This is a genomic window from Caballeronia sp. Sq4a, assembly GCF_023170545.1.
Classification (GTDB): Bacteria; Pseudomonadota; Gammaproteobacteria; order Burkholderiales; family Burkholderiaceae; genus Caballeronia.
On the sequence record NZ_CP084253.1, the window covers coordinates 493,058 to 511,811 of the forward strand.

The following is an 18,754-nucleotide window of genomic DNA, read 5'->3' on the forward strand; positions in this document are numbered from 1 at the left end:
TCGGCCGCTCGTCGGCGAACCGGAACGCTATGCAGGCGTATAGTCTGCTTGACGCGCGACAGGAGAAGCCCATGAACGACGAAACGTGGCAGTACCAGGTGCGCATTCGCCTCAGCCCGTACTACGCGCAACTGGTGCGCAAAGAACCAGAAGACGCTGCGCTGTCGGCGCTGAATGCGCTGCTGAATAAGCACGACGCGGTGTTGAAGTGCCAATTCGACGCCTTCGCCGATTACGTCGCAGAAGCCGAACGCGAAGGCACGCAGCACTATCCGCTCTATCGATGGACGCGCGAAACGATCGAGAATCCCGCTAAAAAAGCGAAGTATCTCGAAGCCTTTACACTCTACGTGCATGGCGACGAGATATACGACAAAGCGCTAGCCGATTCGCTGGAGGCCGATCTCTTGCGGCTCAAAGCAGAATTCAGCGACGCCATCATCGACGTTACCAAACTGGATACGAATCCGGCCCACAATCCGCAGCCGCCGTCCTACGGCAAAGATTGACGAAACCTGCGGTTGATGCGCCGAGCATGTTGAGGGTTGCCGTATGTGCTAACCGACATCCATGAACGCTGGGCGCATGCCGCCGCCACGCCACGAGAAGCACCATTTCGAACGGCCGCGCGTCGAACTGGTGTCTCCTGCGTTGTCCCTCGTACGCGGCGCCATAAACAGTTAGGACGACGCGCTGACACTCCCCCGCGCATATGTGCGCAGATGCCGACCTACTCTCCTGCAGATAAATTCGCCAGGCGCTGATGTCATCGGGAGCGTCACGTCAACGCCCGCATCTGCGAGAGAACCCCCTACGCTGCATTCTGTATGCGTTCCTCGTGCGATAGCCGCGCGCATTAAACGGGTTGTCGCAGGACTTGCCGTAAGCCACCCTGCGCCAGCATGCAAACGGCCTCCGCATTGACCGTAGCAACGGATGACATCGCATGAAACAAGTTTGCGCGGGACATTGCCCGGGCGTTTTCCTATAGTCACCACGTCGCCACACGCAACGTCAAGTGGCCGACTCATCGAGGAGAACTACCGTGAACGAAAAATTCAATCTCGCTGGCTCACTCTCTTCGAAGGCGGGCTTGCGCCGGCTGCTGATCGCCGTCGCGACGACAGCGCTCGCGCTCTCGAGCGGTTCGGCGTTCGCGGGCTGGGCGCGCGGCGGCACGGCATATACCGGCCGCGGCGCCTATAGCGGGGCGCACGTGGGCGCGTGCGGCGGTGGAAGCTGTTCCCATGCGGGCGGCGTCATGAACCCGTGGGGCAACGTCGCGACGAATTCCGGCACGGTGACGCGCACGGCCCCCGGCCAGTTCTCGAACTCGGGCACGGCCTACGGCCCCTATGGACGGTCCATGCAACACGCTGGCGACACCACGTGCGCGGGCGGTTCATGCTCGCATACCGGCAACGTGACCGGCCCGAACGGCAAAACCGCAACGACCGCGGATACGGTGACGCGTAGCGCGCCGGGCCAGTACTCGTCTTCGGGCGCGATAACGGGACCGAACGGGAACACATCCACGCACAGCGCATCGACGACTTGCGCCGGCTACACATGCAACCGCTCGGGCACGATCGACACATCGAACGGCGGCACGGTCACTCATGCGGGCAGCGCGACGAGCGTCGCGCAGGGCGTCGTTGTCACGTCGAGCACCGTCACCGCCACCACGGGCACGCACAGCGCGACGGTCGTGTCAGGCGGCACCGTCACCGGCGGCACGACGGTCGTCGCGGTGCCGCCGCCCTCGTCCACGGTGGTGGTCGCTCCGCCTCCTTCGCCCGCGACGGTCGTTGTCGCTGCGCCCCCGCCGCCGCCCCAGCCGGTCGCGGTGTATGCCGCGCCCGCGCCGCGTCCCGCCGTCTGGGTTCCGGGCCACTGGGTCGGGACCGTGTGGATTCCGGCGCACTGGGCCTGAACGCAAAATGCAATCGCAAGCAAGCCACTGCCGTCGCGGGCGCGCCTGGCGGTACACTGCGAGTCAACGCAGCTTTCGAACGGACTCGACATGCGTGAAGGCTTCCGCGGTATGCAAAATGCAAAGGCGGTCCGCCGATGACGCGGCCTCGCATGCCACGCTCGCACTTCGCGCGCGATCATGCGAGGCGAGTCCTCCACGACCTCACCTGGTCAGTCGGGCCGCTGGTCCTCGCATCCGCTCTCGCCATTGCGCTAGTCGTGTGGCTCGTCAATCCCGCGCCACCGCGATCCATCACCATCACGGCGGGGCCGCCCGATAGTTCGCTGTATCAGATCGCCGGGGAGTACGCGAAGCTGTTGGCACGTAACGGCGTCGCGCTGAAGGTGCTGCCGTCCGACGGCTCGGTGCAGAACGTCGAACGCCTGCTCGATCCGAAGGCTCACGTCGATCTCGGACTCGTGCAAGGGGGCATCGCCACGCCGGAACAAGCGTCGTCGCTGATGTCGCTCGGAAGCGTGGCTTACGTGCCCTTGGTCGTGTTCTATCGCGGCAAGGGCCTGACGCTGCTCTCGCAACTCGAAGGCAAGCGTGTGGCTATCGGACGCGAAGGCAGCGGCACGCGGACGTTGTCGCTGAAATTGCTCGAAGCGAACGGCATCACGCCCGGTGGCAGCACGCAATTGCTATCGACCGATGGACTTCAGGCTGCCACGCAGCTCGTCAGCAAAGAGGCCGACGCAGTGTTTCTGAGCGGCGATTCCGCGACGCGCACGTTGATGCTGCGCCTCTTCAAAGTGCCCGGCATCTCGTTGATGGACTTCAACGAAGCGGACGCCTATACCCGCCTCTTTCCCTATCTCAACCAGATCGAATTGCCGCCCGGCGTCCTCGATCTCGGCCGGCGCATTCCGCCGCAAGCCGTGCATCTGATCAGCCCAACCGTCGAACTGGTGGCTCGCACGAGCCTGCATCCGGCGCTGTCCGACTTGTTGATCGAAGCGGCGCAGGAAGTGCACGGCAAGGCGGGACTATTGCAGCGCGCGGGTCAGTTTCCGAGCCCGGTCGCGCACGAGTTTCCGATCAGTGAGGACGCGAGCCGCTATTACCGCTCCGGCAAGAGCTTCCTCTATCGCGCGCTGCCGTTCTGGCTGGCGAACGTGGCCGATCGCGCGCTCGTGTTGCTGCTGCCCGTGGCCGTGTTGATTTTTCCGGCGCTTCGGATCGTGCCGGCGTTGTATCGGTGGCGCGTGCGATCGCGCATCTATCGCTATTACGGCGCACTCATCGCAGTGGAACGCGGCGCGATGCATCTTTCGAGCGATGACGAACGGCGCGCGCTGCTTGTGGAACTGGACGACATCGAAGCTTCACTCGATACGCTGAAGTTGCCGCTCGCCTATACGGATGCGCTCTATGTGCTTCGCGAGCACATCGGCTTCGTGCGCTCGCGGTTGAGTACTGCGGGCAGACGAGACAAGCAGACCGTCTGACGCTGGCCGCGCATCGCCTGAGCCGCGATCAACGCATCACTTGAAGCCCGCCACCGCGTGCGGCACATACGGTGCTTCCAATTGCGCGATCTCTTCGGGCGTCAAGTTCAGCGACAACGCTGCGACCGCATCGCTCACATGATGAGGCTTCGAGGCGCCGATGATCGGCGCGGTCACCGGCGCTTTCTGCGCTACCCAGGCCAGCGCGACCTGAGCGCGCGGAACATTGCGTGCCTTAGCGACGGCTGCCACTGCCTCGACCACCGCGCGATCTGCATCATGCGTTTGATAAAGCGTGCTGCCGAACGTATCCGTTTGCTGACGCTCTGAGGTCGCATCCCAATCGCGCGTGAGACGTCCTCGTGCAAGCGGACTCCACGGCAGCACACCGATGCCCTGATCCGCGCATAGCGGCAACATCTCGCGTTCCTCCTCGCGATAGAGAAGGTTCAAATGATTCTGCATGGTCTTGAACTCAGTCCAGCCATTGGCACGCGACGTATAGAGTGCTTTGCTGAACTGCCACGCATACATGGACGATGCGCCGATATAGCGCGCCTTGCCCGCCTTCACGACATCGTGCAATGCTTCGAGCGTCTCTTCGATCGGCGTCGTGTAGTCCCAGCGATGGATCTGATAGAGATCCACGTAATCGGTCCCGAGCCGTCGCAAGCTGTTGTCGATCTCGTTCATGATCGCCTTGCGCGACAGCCCCGCGCCATTGGGGCCCGGCCGCATGCGATTGAATACCTTGGTCGCAATCACGATGTCATCGCGCGTCGTCATTTCGCGCAACGCGCGTCCGACGATTTCTTCCGACGTCCCGTCCGAATAGGTATTCGCAGTGTCGAAGAAATTAATGCCTGCATCGAGCGCTTGCTGGATGATGGGACGGCTTTTCTCTTCATCCAGCGTCCAGGGATGCGTGCCGCGTTCGGGGATACCGAACGTCATGCAGCCAAGGCACAGGCGCGATACTTCCAGACCGGTTGTACCGAGTTTCACATAGTCCATTGAGACATTCTCCTTGCAGTCGAATGAGTTTCGAAAGATGGCGTCATCGCGTGTGAGGCCAAGACAATGACATTAGCGCAGGTTGCAATGCGCTGCTGGCCGCGACCTTGTCGTCCACGCAAAGGAGTGAGTCATTCGCACAAGGAAAAGTGCCCGCGCGGTGGCGGGCACTCGGAACTACGCAGATTAGAAACGGTATTGAATCAGGACCTCACCGGCTCCCCTTCTTCCATGTCCTGCGGGCCCGATATGGTTTCGAGCGCCGTATCGTGATGCAGCAGCAACACCGCCGCCACACCGATCAGCCCCGCTCCCGACAGACACAGCAGGCCCGCGCCGAAGCCGCCCGTGCTGTCCTTGATCCAGCCCATCACATACGGACCGAAAAAGCCCGCCAGATTGCCGAGTGAATTGATGGCCGCGATGCCGCCCGCAGCCGCCGCGCCGGAAAGAAACGCGGCAGGCAAGGTCCAGATGACCGGCAGGCAGCCGAAGATGCCGAAGCCCGCGATCGACAACGCAATCATCTTCAGCACCGGGTTATCGAGTCCGGCCGACGCTGCAATGCCTCCTGCGGCGACCAGGAGCGCGATCGCGACGTGCCAGCGTCTTTCGAGCTTGCGGTCCGAATGACGTCCCCACAGCACCATGCTGATGACGCCGACTGCATACGGCAGCGATGTCACGAAGCCGGTCTGTACGTTGCTCAAACCGAATGCCTTGACGATTTGCGGCAGGAAGAAGCTCAAACCATAGTTGGTTGCATTGGCGCCGAAATAGATCAACGCAATGGCCAGCACGCGACGGTTGAAGAGCGCCTCTTTGACGCTGAACGAATGCACTGCCTCGCGATGCGCGCGCTCGTGCGCCTGCCGGTCCACGAGCCACTGACGCTCGTCGTCGGCGAGCCAGTGCGCATCCGCAGGCTTGTCCGTCAAATAGAAGTACACGACGAACGCGAGCAGCAGCGCGGGCAAGGCCTCGATCAGATAGAGCCACTGCCAGCCCGCCATGCCATGGAGACCGTCCAGTTGCAGAAGCGCCCCGGAAATCGGTCCGCCGATCACCGTGGAGAGCGGAATCGCAGCCATGAAGTATCCCACCACGCGTCCGCGATACTTCGCCGGGAACCACAGCGTGAGCAAGAAGATGATGCCGGGGAAGAAGCCAGCCTCGGCGACGCCCAGCAGAATGCGCAAGCCATAAAACACGTACGCATTGGACAAGCCGGTCGCTTGCGCGATGTGCGGGATATACGCCATCGCCGCCGCCAGAATGCCCCATGTGAACATGATGCGGGCGATCCACCGCCGCGCGCCGAAGCGTTCGAGCAAGAGATTGGACGGGACTTCGAAAAAGAAGTAAGCGATGAAGAAGATGCCCGCGCCGAAGCCGAAGGCGCTCGCCGAGAAGCCGAGCGCCTTGTTCATCTGCAATGCAGCGAAGCCGACGTTGACGCGATCCAGATAGGCAACGAAGTAACACACGATCAGGAACGGAACGAGCCGTACCATCACGTGCTTCATGGTGCGAGTTTCAAGGTCCATCAAGTTCTCCTCCGAATGGGCAAGCGGATGGTCGTTGATTTAGGTTACGACTTGCCAGCCTACTCTTTACGGAGGAAGTACAGAACTGGTGTTTAGCCTGTGCTGCGGTAAGCGACCACACGCTTCGCGGGGGTCGATTGCCGCGTTTTCATGGCATTTATGCGACCGGTAACATACCGGCGTACTCCGGTTCCGGTAATCCTTGCACACCGGGGCGCAAAGCGAAGAGGCAACCGTCGTCGTCGGTCGCGTTGACGGATGGGCGAATCGACGTGACGTAGAGGGTCCCGAGATCGCCGCCGCCGAATGCGCACATCGCCGGCTTGACCGCGGGCAATGCGATCGAACGGTCCAGCTTGCCCTCTGGCGTGAAGCGCAGCAGGCGGCCCGCATCGTTGGCGCACGTCCAGTAACAGCCGTCTGCGTCGAGAGCGGCGCCGTCGGGACGCCCCGCGTGGTGATGCAGATCGGCGAACACCCGGCGATTGCGCGGCGTGCCGGTGGCGACGTCGTACTCGAATGCCCAGATCAGGCGCCGCGTCGGGTGGGAGTCGGACAGGTACATCGTGGCGCCGTCCGGCGAGAACGCGAGGCCGTTCTGCGTGACGAGACCATCGACGACCGGCTCGGACAACACGCCGTCAGCGCCATAGCGATAGAGCGCGCCCGCCGGACTGGCGAGCGACATGTCCTGCACCATCGTGCCCGCCCAGAAACGCCCTTGCCGGTCGCAACGCCCATCGTTGAAACGCATGCCAGGCGCGGCGAAACGGGGCGCGGCAAGGCGCGCAACCCGAGCTTCGCCTGCATGCTCCAGCGCCACCGCGTGCAGCCCGCTTTCCATGCCGGCGACGATCGCGCCCGCGGCATTGAATGCAAAACACGCGATCTGCTCGGGAAGCGTCCAGTCGGCGCGCCGCCCGCTGTCGACGTGCAGCCGCACGATGCGCCGGTCCGGGATGTCTACAAAATACAACGCGCTGTCTTTTGCATGCCAGACCGGACACTCCCCGACCGTCGCGCGCCCAGCCGCCTCCAGCCGCTCGACGCGCGGCGCAGCGCTCATTGGCTGCGCTCCATCGGCTCGCCGAGAACGAACGCGCCGCCCTGAAACTGCTGCGCGGGATCGTCACGCTCGGCTGTCGGCGCGGTGACCGGGAAGCGGTCATTGAACTCGGCCGAACTGTCTTGCGGATTGAACCCGAGGAAAGCCGCCTTCGTGTTGTCCCACCACTTCAGCGGATTGTTGGATGCGCCATACACGATGGTGTGTCCGACGCGATTGGTGAATAGCGAACAACGCACCAGTTCGATGAAATCCCGATAACTGAGGTACGTGACCAGCATGCGCGGATTCTTGGGTTCCTCGAACGAAGAGCCGATGCGCAGGCACACCGTCTCGATGCCGAAGCGGTCGAAGTAATAACGCGACAGCGACTCGCCGAAGCACTTCGTCACGCCATAGAGGCTGTCGGGGCGCTGCGGCGCGTCGGCGTCGAGCACTTCCGTCACCGGATGGAAGCCGATCGCGTGATTCGAGCTTGCGAATACGACGCGCTTTACGCCATGACGGCGCGCGGCTTCATAGATGTTATACGTGCCGCGAATGTTCGCCTCGATCAGGTCGTCGAAAGGCGCTTCGACCGATATGCCGCCGAGATGCACGATCGCATCCACGCCTTCCACGAGGCGCATGACCGCGTCGCGGTCCGCGAGATCGACCGAGCTGACTTCTTCATGCGCTGCGGCATCGTCGAGCGGGGCGATATCGGATGCGCGCACGACGTCGGCCCACTGTGCAAGCGCGCCCCGCATCTGACGGCCGAGATTGCCGGCAGCACCGGTCAGCAGCAGACGCCTGAAGGGTTTCCCCGTTGCGTTGGTGTTGTTCATCGAAACTCCTCTACTAAGATTGAATGCAATGCGGTAAAACGTTTTTCGGCCCCGTTGCGCCGGGCAAGCGCCCGTCCGCGCTCAGCCGGCGTGTTGCATGCGGTATTCAAAACACCATTCTACGTTCGAGTTTTCTGCGACAATCCGGAAACTTGGAAAACGCACGAAAACGTTACCCACATGAAGAAGACCTCTCCGACCATTCGCGATGTTGCCGCCGCAGCGGGCGTGTCGGTCGCGACGGTATCCAAATACATGAACGGCGCGCAGCGCTTCTCCGCGCCCGTGGAAGCGCGGCTCAGAGCCGCGATCGACTCGCTCGGCTACCGGTCCAACCCGCTCGCGCGCTCGATGATCACCGGCCGCACGCGCACCATCGGTCTCACCATCCTCGACATCAGCAATCCGCATTTCACGAACGTCGTCAAAGGCGCGAATCGCATTGCGCTGAGACACGACTACACGCTGCTGCTCGTCGATATCGACGAAAGCCAGGCGCGCGAGCGTCCGCTCATCGAGGCGTTGTCGCAGCGCGTGGACGGCCTGATCGTCAGCTCGCGCCTCTCCGACGAAGACGCGCGCTGGATGCTCGATCTCGACAAGCCGGTCGTGCTCCTGCGCAATGCCGAGGCCTTGCCCATTCCGAGCGTCGGCATCGACAACCGCCTCGCCTCGCATATGCTCGCGCGGCATCTGCTCAATCTCGGGCATCGGCATATTGCATACCTCGGCTTCGGCCAGGCGCGCATCAACGATGAACGGATTCGCGGCGTGCGCGAGTGTCTTCAAGAGGCAGGACTCGAACTCGATGTCCACGACGCCCACGCTCCGACCTCGCTTGCCGGCGAACACGCCTGCTCGCGCGTCATGCTCGGGCCGAAACGCCCCCAAGCGGTCATCTGCTACAACGACCTGATCGCGCTCGGCTTCATGAAGGAAGCCGCGACGCTCGGCATTCGCGTGCCTCAGGACGTCTCGGTCACGGGCATCGATAACGTGCCGTACGGCGCATACGCCGCGCCCGGACTTACCACCGTCGATATCCAGAGCGAGAAGATGGGCGAACTCGCGATGCAGAAGCTGATCGACGCGCTCGCCGGCCATCCGGACCCCGGCAACTCCATGTTCGAGCCGCGCTTGATCGTGCGCGAATCGACGGCTCCGGCCGCGGCCACGACGACCGAGTGACACGCGACGCATCGTGGCGATGTCGTTCACGATGCGTCGCACGATGCGCTCAGGCGTCGAGTCTGGCGGGCGCCATCTTCGGCGTCAGTACATGCATGACGGCGAACGCGACGAGGTAAGCCAGCGCGCCGATCGCAAAGAGCGCCCAGTACTGACCGGTGCGCTGCAATACCTGACCGATCACTTCCGAGAACAACACGCCGCCGATCGACCCTGCCATGCCGCCGATACCGACCACGGCCCCCACCGCGCGACGCGGGAACAAGTCCGAAGCCGTCGTGAAGAGATTCGCCGACCATCCCTGATGCGCCGCCGCCGCGAGTCCGACGATCGCCACCGCGAGCCACAGATCGTGCACCTGCGAAACGAATGCAATCGGCAGTACACAGCATGCACAAATCAACATGGCGGTTTTGCGTGCTGCATTCACGCTCCAGCCCGCGCGCAGCAGCGCCGATGAGATCCAGCCGCCGCCGATACTGCCCACCGTGGTGATCGCATAGATGATGACGAGCGGCAGGCCGATGTGCTGCATGTCCATGCCGCGCGATTCGTTGAGCCACTTCGGCAGCCAGAACAGGTAGAACCACCACACCGGGTCCGTCAGGAACTTGCCGATGAGGAACGCCCACGTTTCGCGCTTGCGGATCAGCACCTTGAAGCCGGGCGCGCCCGCCTTCGCATGGCCTGCGTCCGCCGCTTCCGCTTCGTCCTTTTCGTGCGAAAGGTCGTCGTCGTGCGTGCGGCTATCCGGCTGGCGATACATGAAGAACCAGACCACGAGCCATACGAGGCCGATGGCGCCGACGATCACGAATGCCGCGCGCCAGCCCATCGCCACCGCGAGCGCCGGAATGATGGCGGGCGCGAACACCGCGCCGATATTCGCGCCTGAATTAAAAATGCCAGTGGCGAGCGCGCGCTCGTGGCGCGGAAACCATTCGGCCGTCGTCTTGATCGCTGCCGGGAAGTTGCCGCCCTCGCCGATGCCGAGCAGCGCGCGAACCATCGCGAATCCCATCACCGAACCGACCGCCGCATGCAGCATCGCGGCCAGACTCCAGACGAACATCGCCAGCGCGTACGACAGGCGAGTGCCCAGCCAGTCGACGATACGCCCGAAGCACAACAGCCCGACCGCGTAGAACGCCGAGAACGCGATGACGATGCGTCCGTACTGTATCTGCGTCCAGCCGATGTCATGCTGAAGCAGAGGCGCGAGCAGACCCAGGATCTGCCGGTCCATGTAGTTGATCACGGTCGCGAAGAAGAGCAATGCGCACACGATCCACCGATACCTGCTGGCAGTGCGTGCGACGCCGACGACGGCTGTTTGCATGAATGTCTCCGGTACGCGGCGGCGCTCGTCGTGCCGCGTGTCAGTTCGTGAAGGCGACGGGCGCCGTTTGCATGCGTCGGCGAGACTGCCGCGCTGCGCTTTCTTGGAAAACGTTTTTCGAAGGATATAGCGATCGCACGGGTAACGCCTACCCCGGGACTTACCCTAACCAGTCCCGTACGCGGTCGGACGTGGGGCCGCTACGACAAGTCTCTGTTAATCGTTTTTCTCGCGGACGCGGCTCACTGGTGTTTTGCGCGCCGCATGCCGCATGCAAGATGCCGGCGGAAGAGCGCGGACGGCGATGGAAGAAAAAACCCGATTCGCTAAAGAAACGTCCAGTTTTTGCCGATAAACACCGGACACCTTCCCAAGATCTAGGCACCTATGCTCTTCCAACGTCTCGCCCGCATGAACGCCGGGACCCAGTTCGCCGTCCTCGCGTGCACGCTCGCCGCTATCGTCGTCGCCTGTTTCACGCTTGCCGTCACGCGTTCCGCGGGCGAGCAAGTCGACGCCCACGCGCTCGCCCGCGTGGAAAGCGACAATCGCTCGATCGTGACGATGATCCGCCTGTACGACGCGGCAGTGAGCGCGGAAGTCACGCGCTTCATGACCATCTTTTCGCATCGTCTGCCTAACGAATTCACGCTCGACGACACGCATACGGTCGAGGTCGCCGGCACAGCGACGCCGCTCCTGAGCGCGGGCGACAAGCCCTTGAACGGCGACTTCTCCCTGCCTGATGCATTTCTGGATGAAAGCGGCGCAATCGCGACGATCTTCGCCCGCACGGGAGACGACTTCGTCCGCGTGACCACGTCGCTCAAGAAGCAGGACGGATCGCGCGCCGTGGGCACGATGCTCGACCGCAAGGGCCCCGCTTACGGCCCGGTGCTGGCCGGGAAAAGCTATATCGGCATGGCTACGCTCTTCGGCAAGCAATACATCACCGAATACAAGCCCGTGAAGGATGCGACAGGCCGCGTGATCGGCGCGCTTTTCGTGGGCGTCGACGTGACGGCAGAAATGACCGCGCTCCAGAACGACATCCGCAAGTTGACGGTTGGCGAGAGCGGCTATCACTTCGTCGTCGATGCGTCGAACGGGCCGAACCGCGGCAAGCTGCTCGTGCATCCCGGCAACGAAGGACAAGTCGCGGATGAGCGCGTCGCACCGTTCGCGCACATGCTCGAAACCCGCGAAGGCCAGCTCGCGTTCGATGCCGCCGACATCCCCGGCGCCGACGCGCATGTTCACGGCGGCGCCAAGGAGATCGTCTTCACGACGGTGCCGGAATGGAACTGGATGATCGGCGGCATCGCTTATCGCGATGAATTGCTCTCCGGCATTCGCGCAAGCCGCAATCGCTTCCTGTTGCTGGGCCTCGTCGTGATCGCCGCGCTCGTCGCCGCGCTGCTCTATGCCGTCTCCAGGCTCGTTGGCGCGCCTATCGACGAAGTGACGCGCGCTTCCGAACGCATCGCCGCGGGCGATCTCACCGTGCGCATCGACACGGCGCGCCAGGACGACATCGGGCGTCTGATGCGCGCGATCGACGGCGTATCGCAAGGGCTCGCGGGCATCGTCGCGCAAGTGCGCAGCGCATCCGCCGATATGACGGACGGCACCGCGCGCATCGCGTCCGGCAGCAGCGACATCGCATCGCGCATCGCGACGCAGGCATCGAGCGTCGAGGAGACCGCGGCGAGCATGGAACAGATCACATCGACCGTTCAGCAGAACGCAGCGAACACCGAGCAGGCGGGCACGCTGGTGGCATCCGCATCCGACGCGGCACGCGCGGGCGGCGAGGCCGTGGCGCGCGTCGTCGAGACGATGAGCGAGATCGATGCATCCTCGCGACGCATCGCCGACATCACCGCGACGATCGAAAGCATCGCATTCCAGACGAACATTCTTGCGCTCAACGCAGCCGTCGAGGCGGCGCGTGCGGGCGAACACGGCAAGGGCTTCGCGGTCGTCGCATCGGAAGTGCGCGCGCTGGCTCAACGCAGTGCGGGCGCGGTCAAGGAAATCGAAGCGTTGATCTCGGAGTCCGCGACCAAGGTTTCGCACGGCTTCAGGATTGCGGAGGAAGCGAGCGGCACCATGCGCGGCATCGTCGATCAGGTGGCGCGCGTGAATGCGATCGTCGGCGAGATCGGTGTCGCCTCGCGCGAGCAGGCTAGCGGTATCGAGCAGGTGAACACGGCCGTGATGCAGATCGGCGAGGCGACGCAGCAGAACGCGTCGCTCGTCGGCGAAGCGGAACATTCGACCGCCGAGCTGCGCGAGCACGCCGAGCGGCTGGCACACGCAGTCAGCATGTTTCGCGTGTGACGAACGCGTGACTTCGAACCACTGTAAGCAAGCGGCTCACGTCGCTTGTTTAACGCCTTCGCAGGCCAGTGTTTAGAGCGTCCCCGCGCCTCCGTCTTCTGCCCCCCGCCTTGGCACTGTCCTTGCTCCCTCGTCCTCGAGCCATACCCGGCGCGAACTTGACCTGCGGGAGGCAACCTAGTATTTAAACGACGACCGCGCATCCTTCTTTTAGAACGGCTAGGATGCTAGGAGCCAGTGAATCGACGCATCGGCGTGATCTCGGGCTCATTCGGGGAACCCACCGCAGCGAAGGTGCTCTATTGCGTGGCGCGGTTGACATGATGTGCATCACATCGGGGCATGCGCTTCGATGCAAAGGCATCCACCCGGTCGACCACTGCCTCGACATGCGGCCGGGCCCGCCAACATGTATAACTAGACATCGCAACCAGCAACGTGCCGCTTGTCAGCGGCATGCCACGCCAATGTCTGCGATGCGACCGACCACAAGATTCGTCCGGGGAGCGCGACGTTTCGCGCCACGGCGTCGCCCTTTCGGCGGCGCTTCCTTCAACCCGATTTAGACGGAGCGTCCCTATGTCTTTCGAGCGTGACCCTGGGTCAGACACAAGTCCGCTGCTCACCATCGTGGTTGCAGCCTATAACGTCGAGGGGTACATCGAAGAAGCGCTCGAGTCGCTACTGAGCCAGCCACACATCGACGCGATGCGCATCATCGTCGTCGACGACGGGTCTCATGACGAGACCAACTCCGCAGTCCAACTGATGATCGAGCGCGACGGCGGCGCGCATATCGAGCTCATCCGGCAGCAGAACGCCGGCGTCAGCGCCGCCCGCAATCTGGGTCTCGCCGCGGTGAAGACGCCCTACGTCGGATTCCTGGACGGCGACGACATCTACCTCAAAGGATTCACCGAGGCCATCATTCCGCGCCTCGCGGAAGGTAAGTACGACATGGTCGAGTACAACGTGAGCATCATCGACGACGAGGGGCGCCAGCTGGACGAACTCGTCCTGGTGAGCGACACGGAAGGCGGCGATCATGCGGTGGATCGCGATGCGCGACTGCATTTCGCCGATACCTTCCACACGTTCGTCTGGGCGCGCGTGTATCGCACGGACCTGTTCAAGACCACTCAGTTTCCCGTCGGCCGCCATTACGAAGACATGGCGCTCATGCCGTCCTTGTACCTGCTCGCGAATCGCATTTACCGCATTGCAGAGCCGCTGATCGGCTATCGCAGACGGTTCGGCAGCATCACGCAGAAAGCCACGCTGCACGATATGCGCGATCTGCAGGTGAACGGCGTCGAGGCGCTCGCGCGCTGCGACGGCGGCGAGATGGACGATTTCTGGCTCGCCGTGTTCGACAAGGTCTTCCAGCGCGCCTGCCACGTCTGCGCGCGAGTCGATCGCGCATCGTTTCGCGAGGCGTCGGAAATCCTGTCCGCCATGGCGGCCGATCATCGAAGCACGCGCGCAAGGCTTGCCGAACGCAACGGACGCACAGTGGTCGAACTCAAGCCTTTCGACCTCAACGTGCGCACGGACCGATCGATTCACTTCCTCAAGTCGCTCGTGAAGAAAGTCCTGAGGCGCAGCCTCGATCGTCATCAGCGGGAGCGGCGGCCGCTTCGCAGAGAACGGCTGCGCATCACCGAACGTTCACGCGTTTGAGGTCGCGCGAGGCAGCGCGGGCGAGCTTCCCGCGTTTCGCAGTAAACTGCACGCATGGAAAAGTGCCCCTATTGCGAAAGAATCCGCGACGAATGGGACTGTCACGGACAAACATGCCGCACCGCCATCGCCCGCGCGCTGCGCAGGCAACGCATGGGCTTGCCCATGGTTCCCAAGGTCATACGCAACGAGATTCCGGCGGGCGCATCGACGGGCGAAGTCATTGCCGAGTTGTCGCGGCAACGCCTGCGCGCGCGCCGCGCGAACGAAGAACGCCGCGAGCGCAAGAAGGCCGACGATCTGGACGTCTGAACGTCAGTGTGTTCGCGCGTTCAGCAGGCGTCGAGCACCGCGCGAAAACCGTCGGCGGTGAAAGGCTTCAGGAAATAGCCGTCGAAATGCTCGTGCAGTTCGTTCCTGTGGCGATCGTCGCCGGTGACCGCCACGACGCACGCAAGCTGGCTCGGTCCCGCCGCGCGCAATCGCCGGCACAGGTCGCGGCCGTCCACATCCGGCAAGCCGATGTCGATGAAGATGGTGTCGTAGCGGTTTTCCGCCGCGAGCAGCATCGCCTGATGACCGTCGTAGGCCACATGCGCGACGTGTCCGAGAGACACGGCGAGGTCTCTGAATGCATCGCAAAGACGGGCGTCATCTTCTACAAACAGGACATACATGATCGGTCATCCGGAAGGCGTGGGTTCGCGTCGCGCTTGAGGCCGAGGCGTCAGGCAATGAACGCACGCAAGAACCGAGCCATTTTCTCGGCCTCTATTCAGGCCGTGAGAGTGGAAGCTGATGCTGCAGGGCGTGAAGCCGAGTGGCGTCGATATAGCCGCGGGTGACCATCACATTCAGCGCGTCGAGCGTCGCTTGCGAGCCGCAAAGGCGCGTGGCCTTGGCATCCGCATCTCGTTCCAATCTCGCCGCGCGCGCGTCGGCACGTGCGCGCCTTGCTTTGCGTGACGCTAACACGATCAGCGCGAAGCCTGCACCGGGAACGGACACGCGCCAAAGCTCACCGTCCGGCAACGCCGCGAACAGGACGCATGGCACCGCGAAGATCAAGCTCACGCCGAACAGGGTCGCCACGAAGTCCGCGAGCAACGCGGCGCGTTGCGTCGCGTGCGCGACTTCGTGCGCGAGAACGAGGCGAAGCGCGGGCTCGGGCAACCCGAGCGTGCGTGAATCGATTTCGATGCGATCAAACAAGGCGTCATAGCACGGCCCGCACGACGTCTCCACGAACCGGACGCCGGGCGTCGCGATGCCCAGCGCCTGCGCATACTGCGCGACGAGCCGCGATGCCAGTTGCTGCGCCCGATCCATGTCGCAATGTCATTCCACTGGGTTGTCGCTCCACGCGCTGCGCGCCTGCCAAGCGTCGAGGTCACGCGCGAGCCGCGTGAGTTTGGTGCGCACGAGCTCCATGCCGGCATTGCCGAGCACCAGATGCGCGGGCGGCTCGGCGGATTGCACCGCTTCGATGATGACTTGCGCGGCGCGGACCGGGTCGCCCGGCTGCTTGCCGCTCGTCTGCGCGATGCCCGCGCGACGACGGCCTGCGACATCGGCGTAATCGTCGATCGGCTTGCGCGTCTGACGCAACGAGCGCCCCGCCCAGTCCGTGCGGAACGGTCCCGGTTCCACTGCCGTGACCTTGATGCCGAGCCCTTCCGTTTCGCGTGCCAGCGCCTCGCCGAGCCCCTCCAGCGCGAACTTCGTCGCGGCGTAATAGCCGCTGCCCGGATTGCCGACGAGACCGCCCACCGACGTGATGTTGACGATATGCCCCGCGCGGCGCTCGCGCATGCGTGGCAGGACCGCGCGGATCATCGCCGCCGCGCCGAAGAAGTTCGCTTCGAACATGGCGCGCACTTCGTCGTCCTCGCCTTCTTCCACCGCAGCGAGATAACCGAAGCCGGCGTTGTTCACGAGCACGTCGATATGGCCGAACGATTCATGCGCCGCAGCGACGGCGGCCGCAATGTGGTCCGCGCGGGTCACGTCCAGTTGCACGGGAAGCGCGCGGCCCTGCGCGCGTTCGATCAGATCCTCGACGCTCTTCGGATCGCGCGCGGCGACCACCGCCCGCCATCCGCGATCGATAACGGCCGTGGCAAGCTCGCGGCCGAAGCCCGTCGAGCACCCTGTGATGAACCACACGGGTGAATCGCTGCTTGATGCCGACATTAGCTTCTCCGTGAAAGATAGCGGTATGTCAGTCATTCTGAGCGCAATGCCGTGAACGTGCTCGCGACGCTGCCGCTGTACGGCGTAATGGACACATCTCATGCTTCTCGAACTAAAAGCGGCAAATTAAACCGACGTCTGAGAGAGGCCAAGTAATTTTGTTTATTGTGACGTGCGTAAGTCCACATGCTTAGCAGAAACGCGTATTGGACCAAAAACACGAGTCATGGTAAAAATGTATTCGCTCGACATCACGGGCGCATCTTCAACGAAATTCGTCTCTTAGGGTTGGAAAAATGGCAACAGGTACCGTCAAGTGGTTCAACGATGCAAAGGGTTTTGGTTTCATTACGCCGGATGACGGCGGTGAGGACCTGTTTGCACATTTCTCCGAAATCCAGTCCAAGGGTTTCAAGTCGCTTCAGGAAAACCAGAAGGTGAGCTTCGAAGTCAAGCAAGGCCCGAAGGGCAAGCAAGCTTCGACGATCCAGCCGCTGTAAATCAGTTATAGCAGGCTGCCTCGGCGCACAACGGCCCTTCGGGGCCGTTTGTTATTTTTGCACTGTAGCTTTGCTCTGTAGCTTCTTTCTCTTGGCGATGACGCCGCTTCAACAGCATCGCGGCAAGGGCAATAAGTCAGTAGAATTCACGCATCACATTCAAAGCTGCGAGAAAAAGCAGCGACATTCCTGGATCTTCATTGGCGTGAATCCGCGAAGCAGCCTAGAAAAGCGCCGTGTCTGGCCACGGTACACCGTTCATGCGTTGCTCATCATGCTCTGGTGTGTGTTCGCTAGCGCACACGCGCAATCGTTTGCCCTGAATGCGCGCGCGGCCCGTTTCGTTAGCGCGGTCGTGATGGACGACTTTCATACGGCTCAATCAGGCGGCGGTTATCTGTTCTCCTATGACGCTCACGAGACCGATGCCACGCTCAAGATGAAACTCGCGCACTGGTTTTCCGGCGCCGATCCCGACGCAATCCGTATGGCTCCCGCAGAGAAGCGAACGCTCTTCGGCTTTTATTGGGCAGCGAGCATGATGTCCGAGAAGTCGGCATGTTTCGACTCCATCGCGCAGGCCGCTTGCAGCGAAGAGCTCGGCGCGTGGATGGCGCGCGAAGCGGCCGACGACCCCCGCTTCGTCCGCGCGTATGAATCGGCGGCGAAGGCGCTTGGCTTGCCGCCTTATGCAAGTCCGCTTCAATGAGCGGCGCGCCCGGCTGATCTGTCTGCGGCGTTTGATCGGCACGGTCGCGCGCCCACGCGATCTTCGCGGCCACGCTCGCGAGCACGGACAGCACGCCAATCGTTTCTAACAGAGCGGCGATCATGATGTTTCATCGATGCGACAGCATCGGCCCATACGTTCGCACGAAGAAGGCGATGGTGATGCCTGCGCTCAGCAGCAGCGTCACGGCCCGAATGGCGCCAGGCGGCGCGCGACGCCCCAGCTGCGCGCCGCTGTATCCGCCCGCGATGGCCGCGACGAGCATCGCAACGGTCTCCGGCCAGCGCACCGCGTGCGCCAGTGCGAACGTCACCACCGCGACCGAGTTCGCTGCGCTGACGAGCAACGTGCGCGGCGCGTTCAGGCTCTTGAGATCGCGCGCGTCGAGCAAGCCCCAGACGGCCATCATCATGATGCCGACCGCGCCGCCAAAATAGCCGCCATAGATGCCGAGCGCCAACTGAATCGCGAGAACCGATGGCGCGCCGATGCGCCACCTTCGCCGCAACGCTTCGCCAAGCGTGCGGCCGAATGCGAGCGCGAGACTCGCGCATAGCATGAGCCACGGCAACAAGAACGAGAACGTGGATGACGACGTGCGGAGCAGCAAGGCCGCGCCGATCAGCCCGCCGATCACGGTGATGACAAGCATCGCGCGAAGCGACACCGGGCCGACCGGGCTCAAGCCGTCGCGGTACGCCCACGCGCTGACCACGCCGCCGGGAAAGAGCGCCACGGTCGACGAAGCGTTCGCCTGAACCGGGGGCAAGCCCGCTGCAATGAGCGCGGGCAGGCTCACGAACGAGCCGCCGCCCGCCAGCGCATTCATCGCGCCCGCGAGGAAACCCGCGCCTGTCACAACGATAAGAGGTTCCATGCGGCAGATCGTAGCGGGCGGCCT

The 18,754-nt window shown here is 63.1% G+C and carries 18 protein-coding genes; 9 read left to right on the plus strand and 9 right to left on the minus strand.

All coding sequences use genetic code 11. From position 1 onward, the window contains the following. The first annotated feature begins 71 nt into the window (after positions 1 to 71). The 3 genes from LDZ24_RS26655 to LDZ24_RS26665 all read left to right on the plus strand — a co-directional run bounded on the left by LDZ24_RS26655 (position 72) and on the right by LDZ24_RS26665 (position 3,426). Positions 72 to 509, plus strand: coding sequence for a hypothetical protein (locus tag LDZ24_RS26655; protein ID WP_248324360.1), 438 nt, complete (start codon positions 72 to 74; stop codon positions 507 to 509). Between the two features lie 536 nt (positions 510 to 1,045). Next, positions 1,046 to 1,933 carry a hypothetical protein gene (locus LDZ24_RS26660; RefSeq protein WP_248324361.1) on the plus strand — a complete coding sequence of 296 codons (888 nt, stop codon included), beginning with the start codon at positions 1,046 to 1,048 and terminating at the stop codon, positions 1,931 to 1,933. A gap of 137 nt (positions 1,934 to 2,070) precedes the next feature. Then, positions 2,071 to 3,426, plus strand: coding sequence for a TAXI family TRAP transporter solute-binding subunit (locus tag LDZ24_RS26665; RefSeq protein ID WP_248324362.1), 1,356 nt, complete (start codon positions 2,071 to 2,073; stop codon positions 3,424 to 3,426). 36 nt (positions 3,427 to 3,462) lie between these two features. Here the strand turns inward: LDZ24_RS26665 and LDZ24_RS26670 are convergent, their stop codons facing one another. The 4 genes from LDZ24_RS26670 to LDZ24_RS26685 form a co-directional block, all read right to left on the minus strand. Then, a complete protein-coding gene (locus LDZ24_RS26670) occupies positions 3,463 to 4,440 on the minus strand; it encodes an aldo/keto reductase (RefSeq protein WP_248324363.1) in 978 nt (325 codons plus the stop codon). A gap of 203 nt (positions 4,441 to 4,643) precedes the next feature. Then, positions 4,644 to 5,987 (minus strand): MFS transporter, encoded by a 1,344-nt coding sequence (locus LDZ24_RS26675; protein ID WP_175946086.1) that lies wholly within the window; start codon positions 5,985 to 5,987, stop codon positions 4,644 to 4,646. 157 nt (positions 5,988 to 6,144) lie between these two features. Next, positions 6,145 to 7,053: an SMP-30/gluconolactonase/LRE family protein gene (locus tag LDZ24_RS26680; RefSeq protein ID WP_248324364.1), complete on the minus strand. Its 909-nt coding sequence runs from the start codon at positions 7,051 to 7,053 to the stop codon at positions 6,145 to 6,147. Next, positions 7,050 to 7,880 (minus strand): NAD(P)-dependent oxidoreductase, encoded by an 831-nt coding sequence (locus LDZ24_RS26685; protein WP_248324365.1) that lies wholly within the window; start codon positions 7,878 to 7,880, stop codon positions 7,050 to 7,052. Before LDZ24_RS26685 ends, LDZ24_RS26680 begins: the two co-directional genes overlap by 4 nt. Before the next feature lie 180 nt (positions 7,881 to 8,060). Here LDZ24_RS26685 and LDZ24_RS26690 point away from each other — a divergent pair, with 180 nt between their 5' ends. Then, the gene (locus LDZ24_RS26690; protein WP_248324366.1) at positions 8,061 to 9,068 is read left to right on the plus strand and encodes a LacI family DNA-binding transcriptional regulator; all 1,008 of its coding nucleotides are present in this window, start codon (positions 8,061 to 8,063) and stop codon (positions 9,066 to 9,068) included. A 49-nt stretch (positions 9,069 to 9,117) separates the two neighbouring features. Here LDZ24_RS26690 and LDZ24_RS26695 read toward each other — a convergent pair whose 3' ends face one another. Next, positions 9,118 to 10,407, minus strand: coding sequence for an MFS transporter (locus LDZ24_RS26695; protein WP_248324367.1), 1,290 nt, complete (start codon positions 10,405 to 10,407; stop codon positions 9,118 to 9,120). Between the two features lie 411 nt (positions 10,408 to 10,818). On the opposite strand from LDZ24_RS26695, the gene LDZ24_RS26700 reads away from it, so the two are divergent. The 3 genes from LDZ24_RS26700 to LDZ24_RS26710 all read left to right on the plus strand — a co-directional run bounded on the left by LDZ24_RS26700 (position 10,819) and on the right by LDZ24_RS26710 (position 14,742). Then, positions 10,819 to 12,750: a methyl-accepting chemotaxis protein gene (locus tag LDZ24_RS26700; RefSeq protein ID WP_248324368.1), complete on the plus strand. Its 1,932-nt coding sequence runs from the start codon at positions 10,819 to 10,821 to the stop codon at positions 12,748 to 12,750. A gap of 579 nt (positions 12,751 to 13,329) precedes the next feature. Further along, on the plus strand, positions 13,330 to 14,430 hold the full coding sequence (locus tag LDZ24_RS26705; protein WP_248324369.1) for a glycosyltransferase: 1,101 nt from the start codon (positions 13,330 to 13,332) through the stop codon (positions 14,428 to 14,430). Between the two features lie 54 nt (positions 14,431 to 14,484). Then, complete coding sequence (locus tag LDZ24_RS26710) at positions 14,485 to 14,742, plus strand: hypothetical protein (protein WP_248324370.1); 258 nt, start codon at positions 14,485 to 14,487, stop codon at positions 14,740 to 14,742. A 20-nt stretch (positions 14,743 to 14,762) separates the two neighbouring features. Here the strand turns inward: LDZ24_RS26710 and LDZ24_RS26715 are convergent, their stop codons facing one another. The 3 genes from LDZ24_RS26715 to LDZ24_RS26725 form a co-directional block, all read right to left on the minus strand. Then, on the minus strand, positions 14,763 to 15,047 hold the full coding sequence (locus tag LDZ24_RS26715) for a response regulator (RefSeq protein WP_236572379.1): 285 nt from the start codon (positions 15,045 to 15,047) through the stop codon (positions 14,763 to 14,765). A gap of 154 nt (positions 15,048 to 15,201) precedes the next feature. Continuing rightward, entirely contained in the window at positions 15,202 to 15,759 is a 558-nt protein-coding gene (locus LDZ24_RS26720; protein WP_248324371.1) for a M48 family metallopeptidase, read from the minus strand. A 9-nt stretch (positions 15,760 to 15,768) separates the two neighbouring features. Further along, on the minus strand, positions 15,769 to 16,623 hold the full coding sequence (locus LDZ24_RS26725; RefSeq protein ID WP_248324372.1) for an oxidoreductase: 855 nt from the start codon (positions 16,621 to 16,623) through the stop codon (positions 15,769 to 15,771). A 296-nt stretch (positions 16,624 to 16,919) separates the two neighbouring features. On the opposite strand from LDZ24_RS26725, the gene LDZ24_RS26730 reads away from it, so the two are divergent. Together LDZ24_RS26730 and LDZ24_RS26735 are read left to right on the plus strand one after the other, a co-directional pair. After that, positions 16,920 to 17,123: a cold-shock protein gene (locus LDZ24_RS26730; RefSeq protein ID WP_008347993.1), complete on the plus strand. Its 204-nt coding sequence runs from the start codon at positions 16,920 to 16,922 to the stop codon at positions 17,121 to 17,123. Positions 17,124 to 17,481: 358 nt separating this feature from the next. Then, complete coding sequence (locus LDZ24_RS26735; protein ID WP_248324373.1) at positions 17,482 to 17,832, plus strand: hypothetical protein; 351 nt, start codon at positions 17,482 to 17,484, stop codon at positions 17,830 to 17,832. Between the two features lie 130 nt (positions 17,833 to 17,962). On the opposite strand, the gene LDZ24_RS26740 is transcribed toward LDZ24_RS26735, so the two are convergent. Next, positions 17,963 to 18,730 carry a sulfite exporter TauE/SafE family protein gene (locus LDZ24_RS26740; RefSeq protein WP_248324374.1) on the minus strand — a complete coding sequence of 256 codons (768 nt, stop codon included), beginning with the start codon at positions 18,728 to 18,730 and terminating at the stop codon, positions 17,963 to 17,965. Positions 18,731 to 18,754 lie beyond the last annotated feature (24 nt).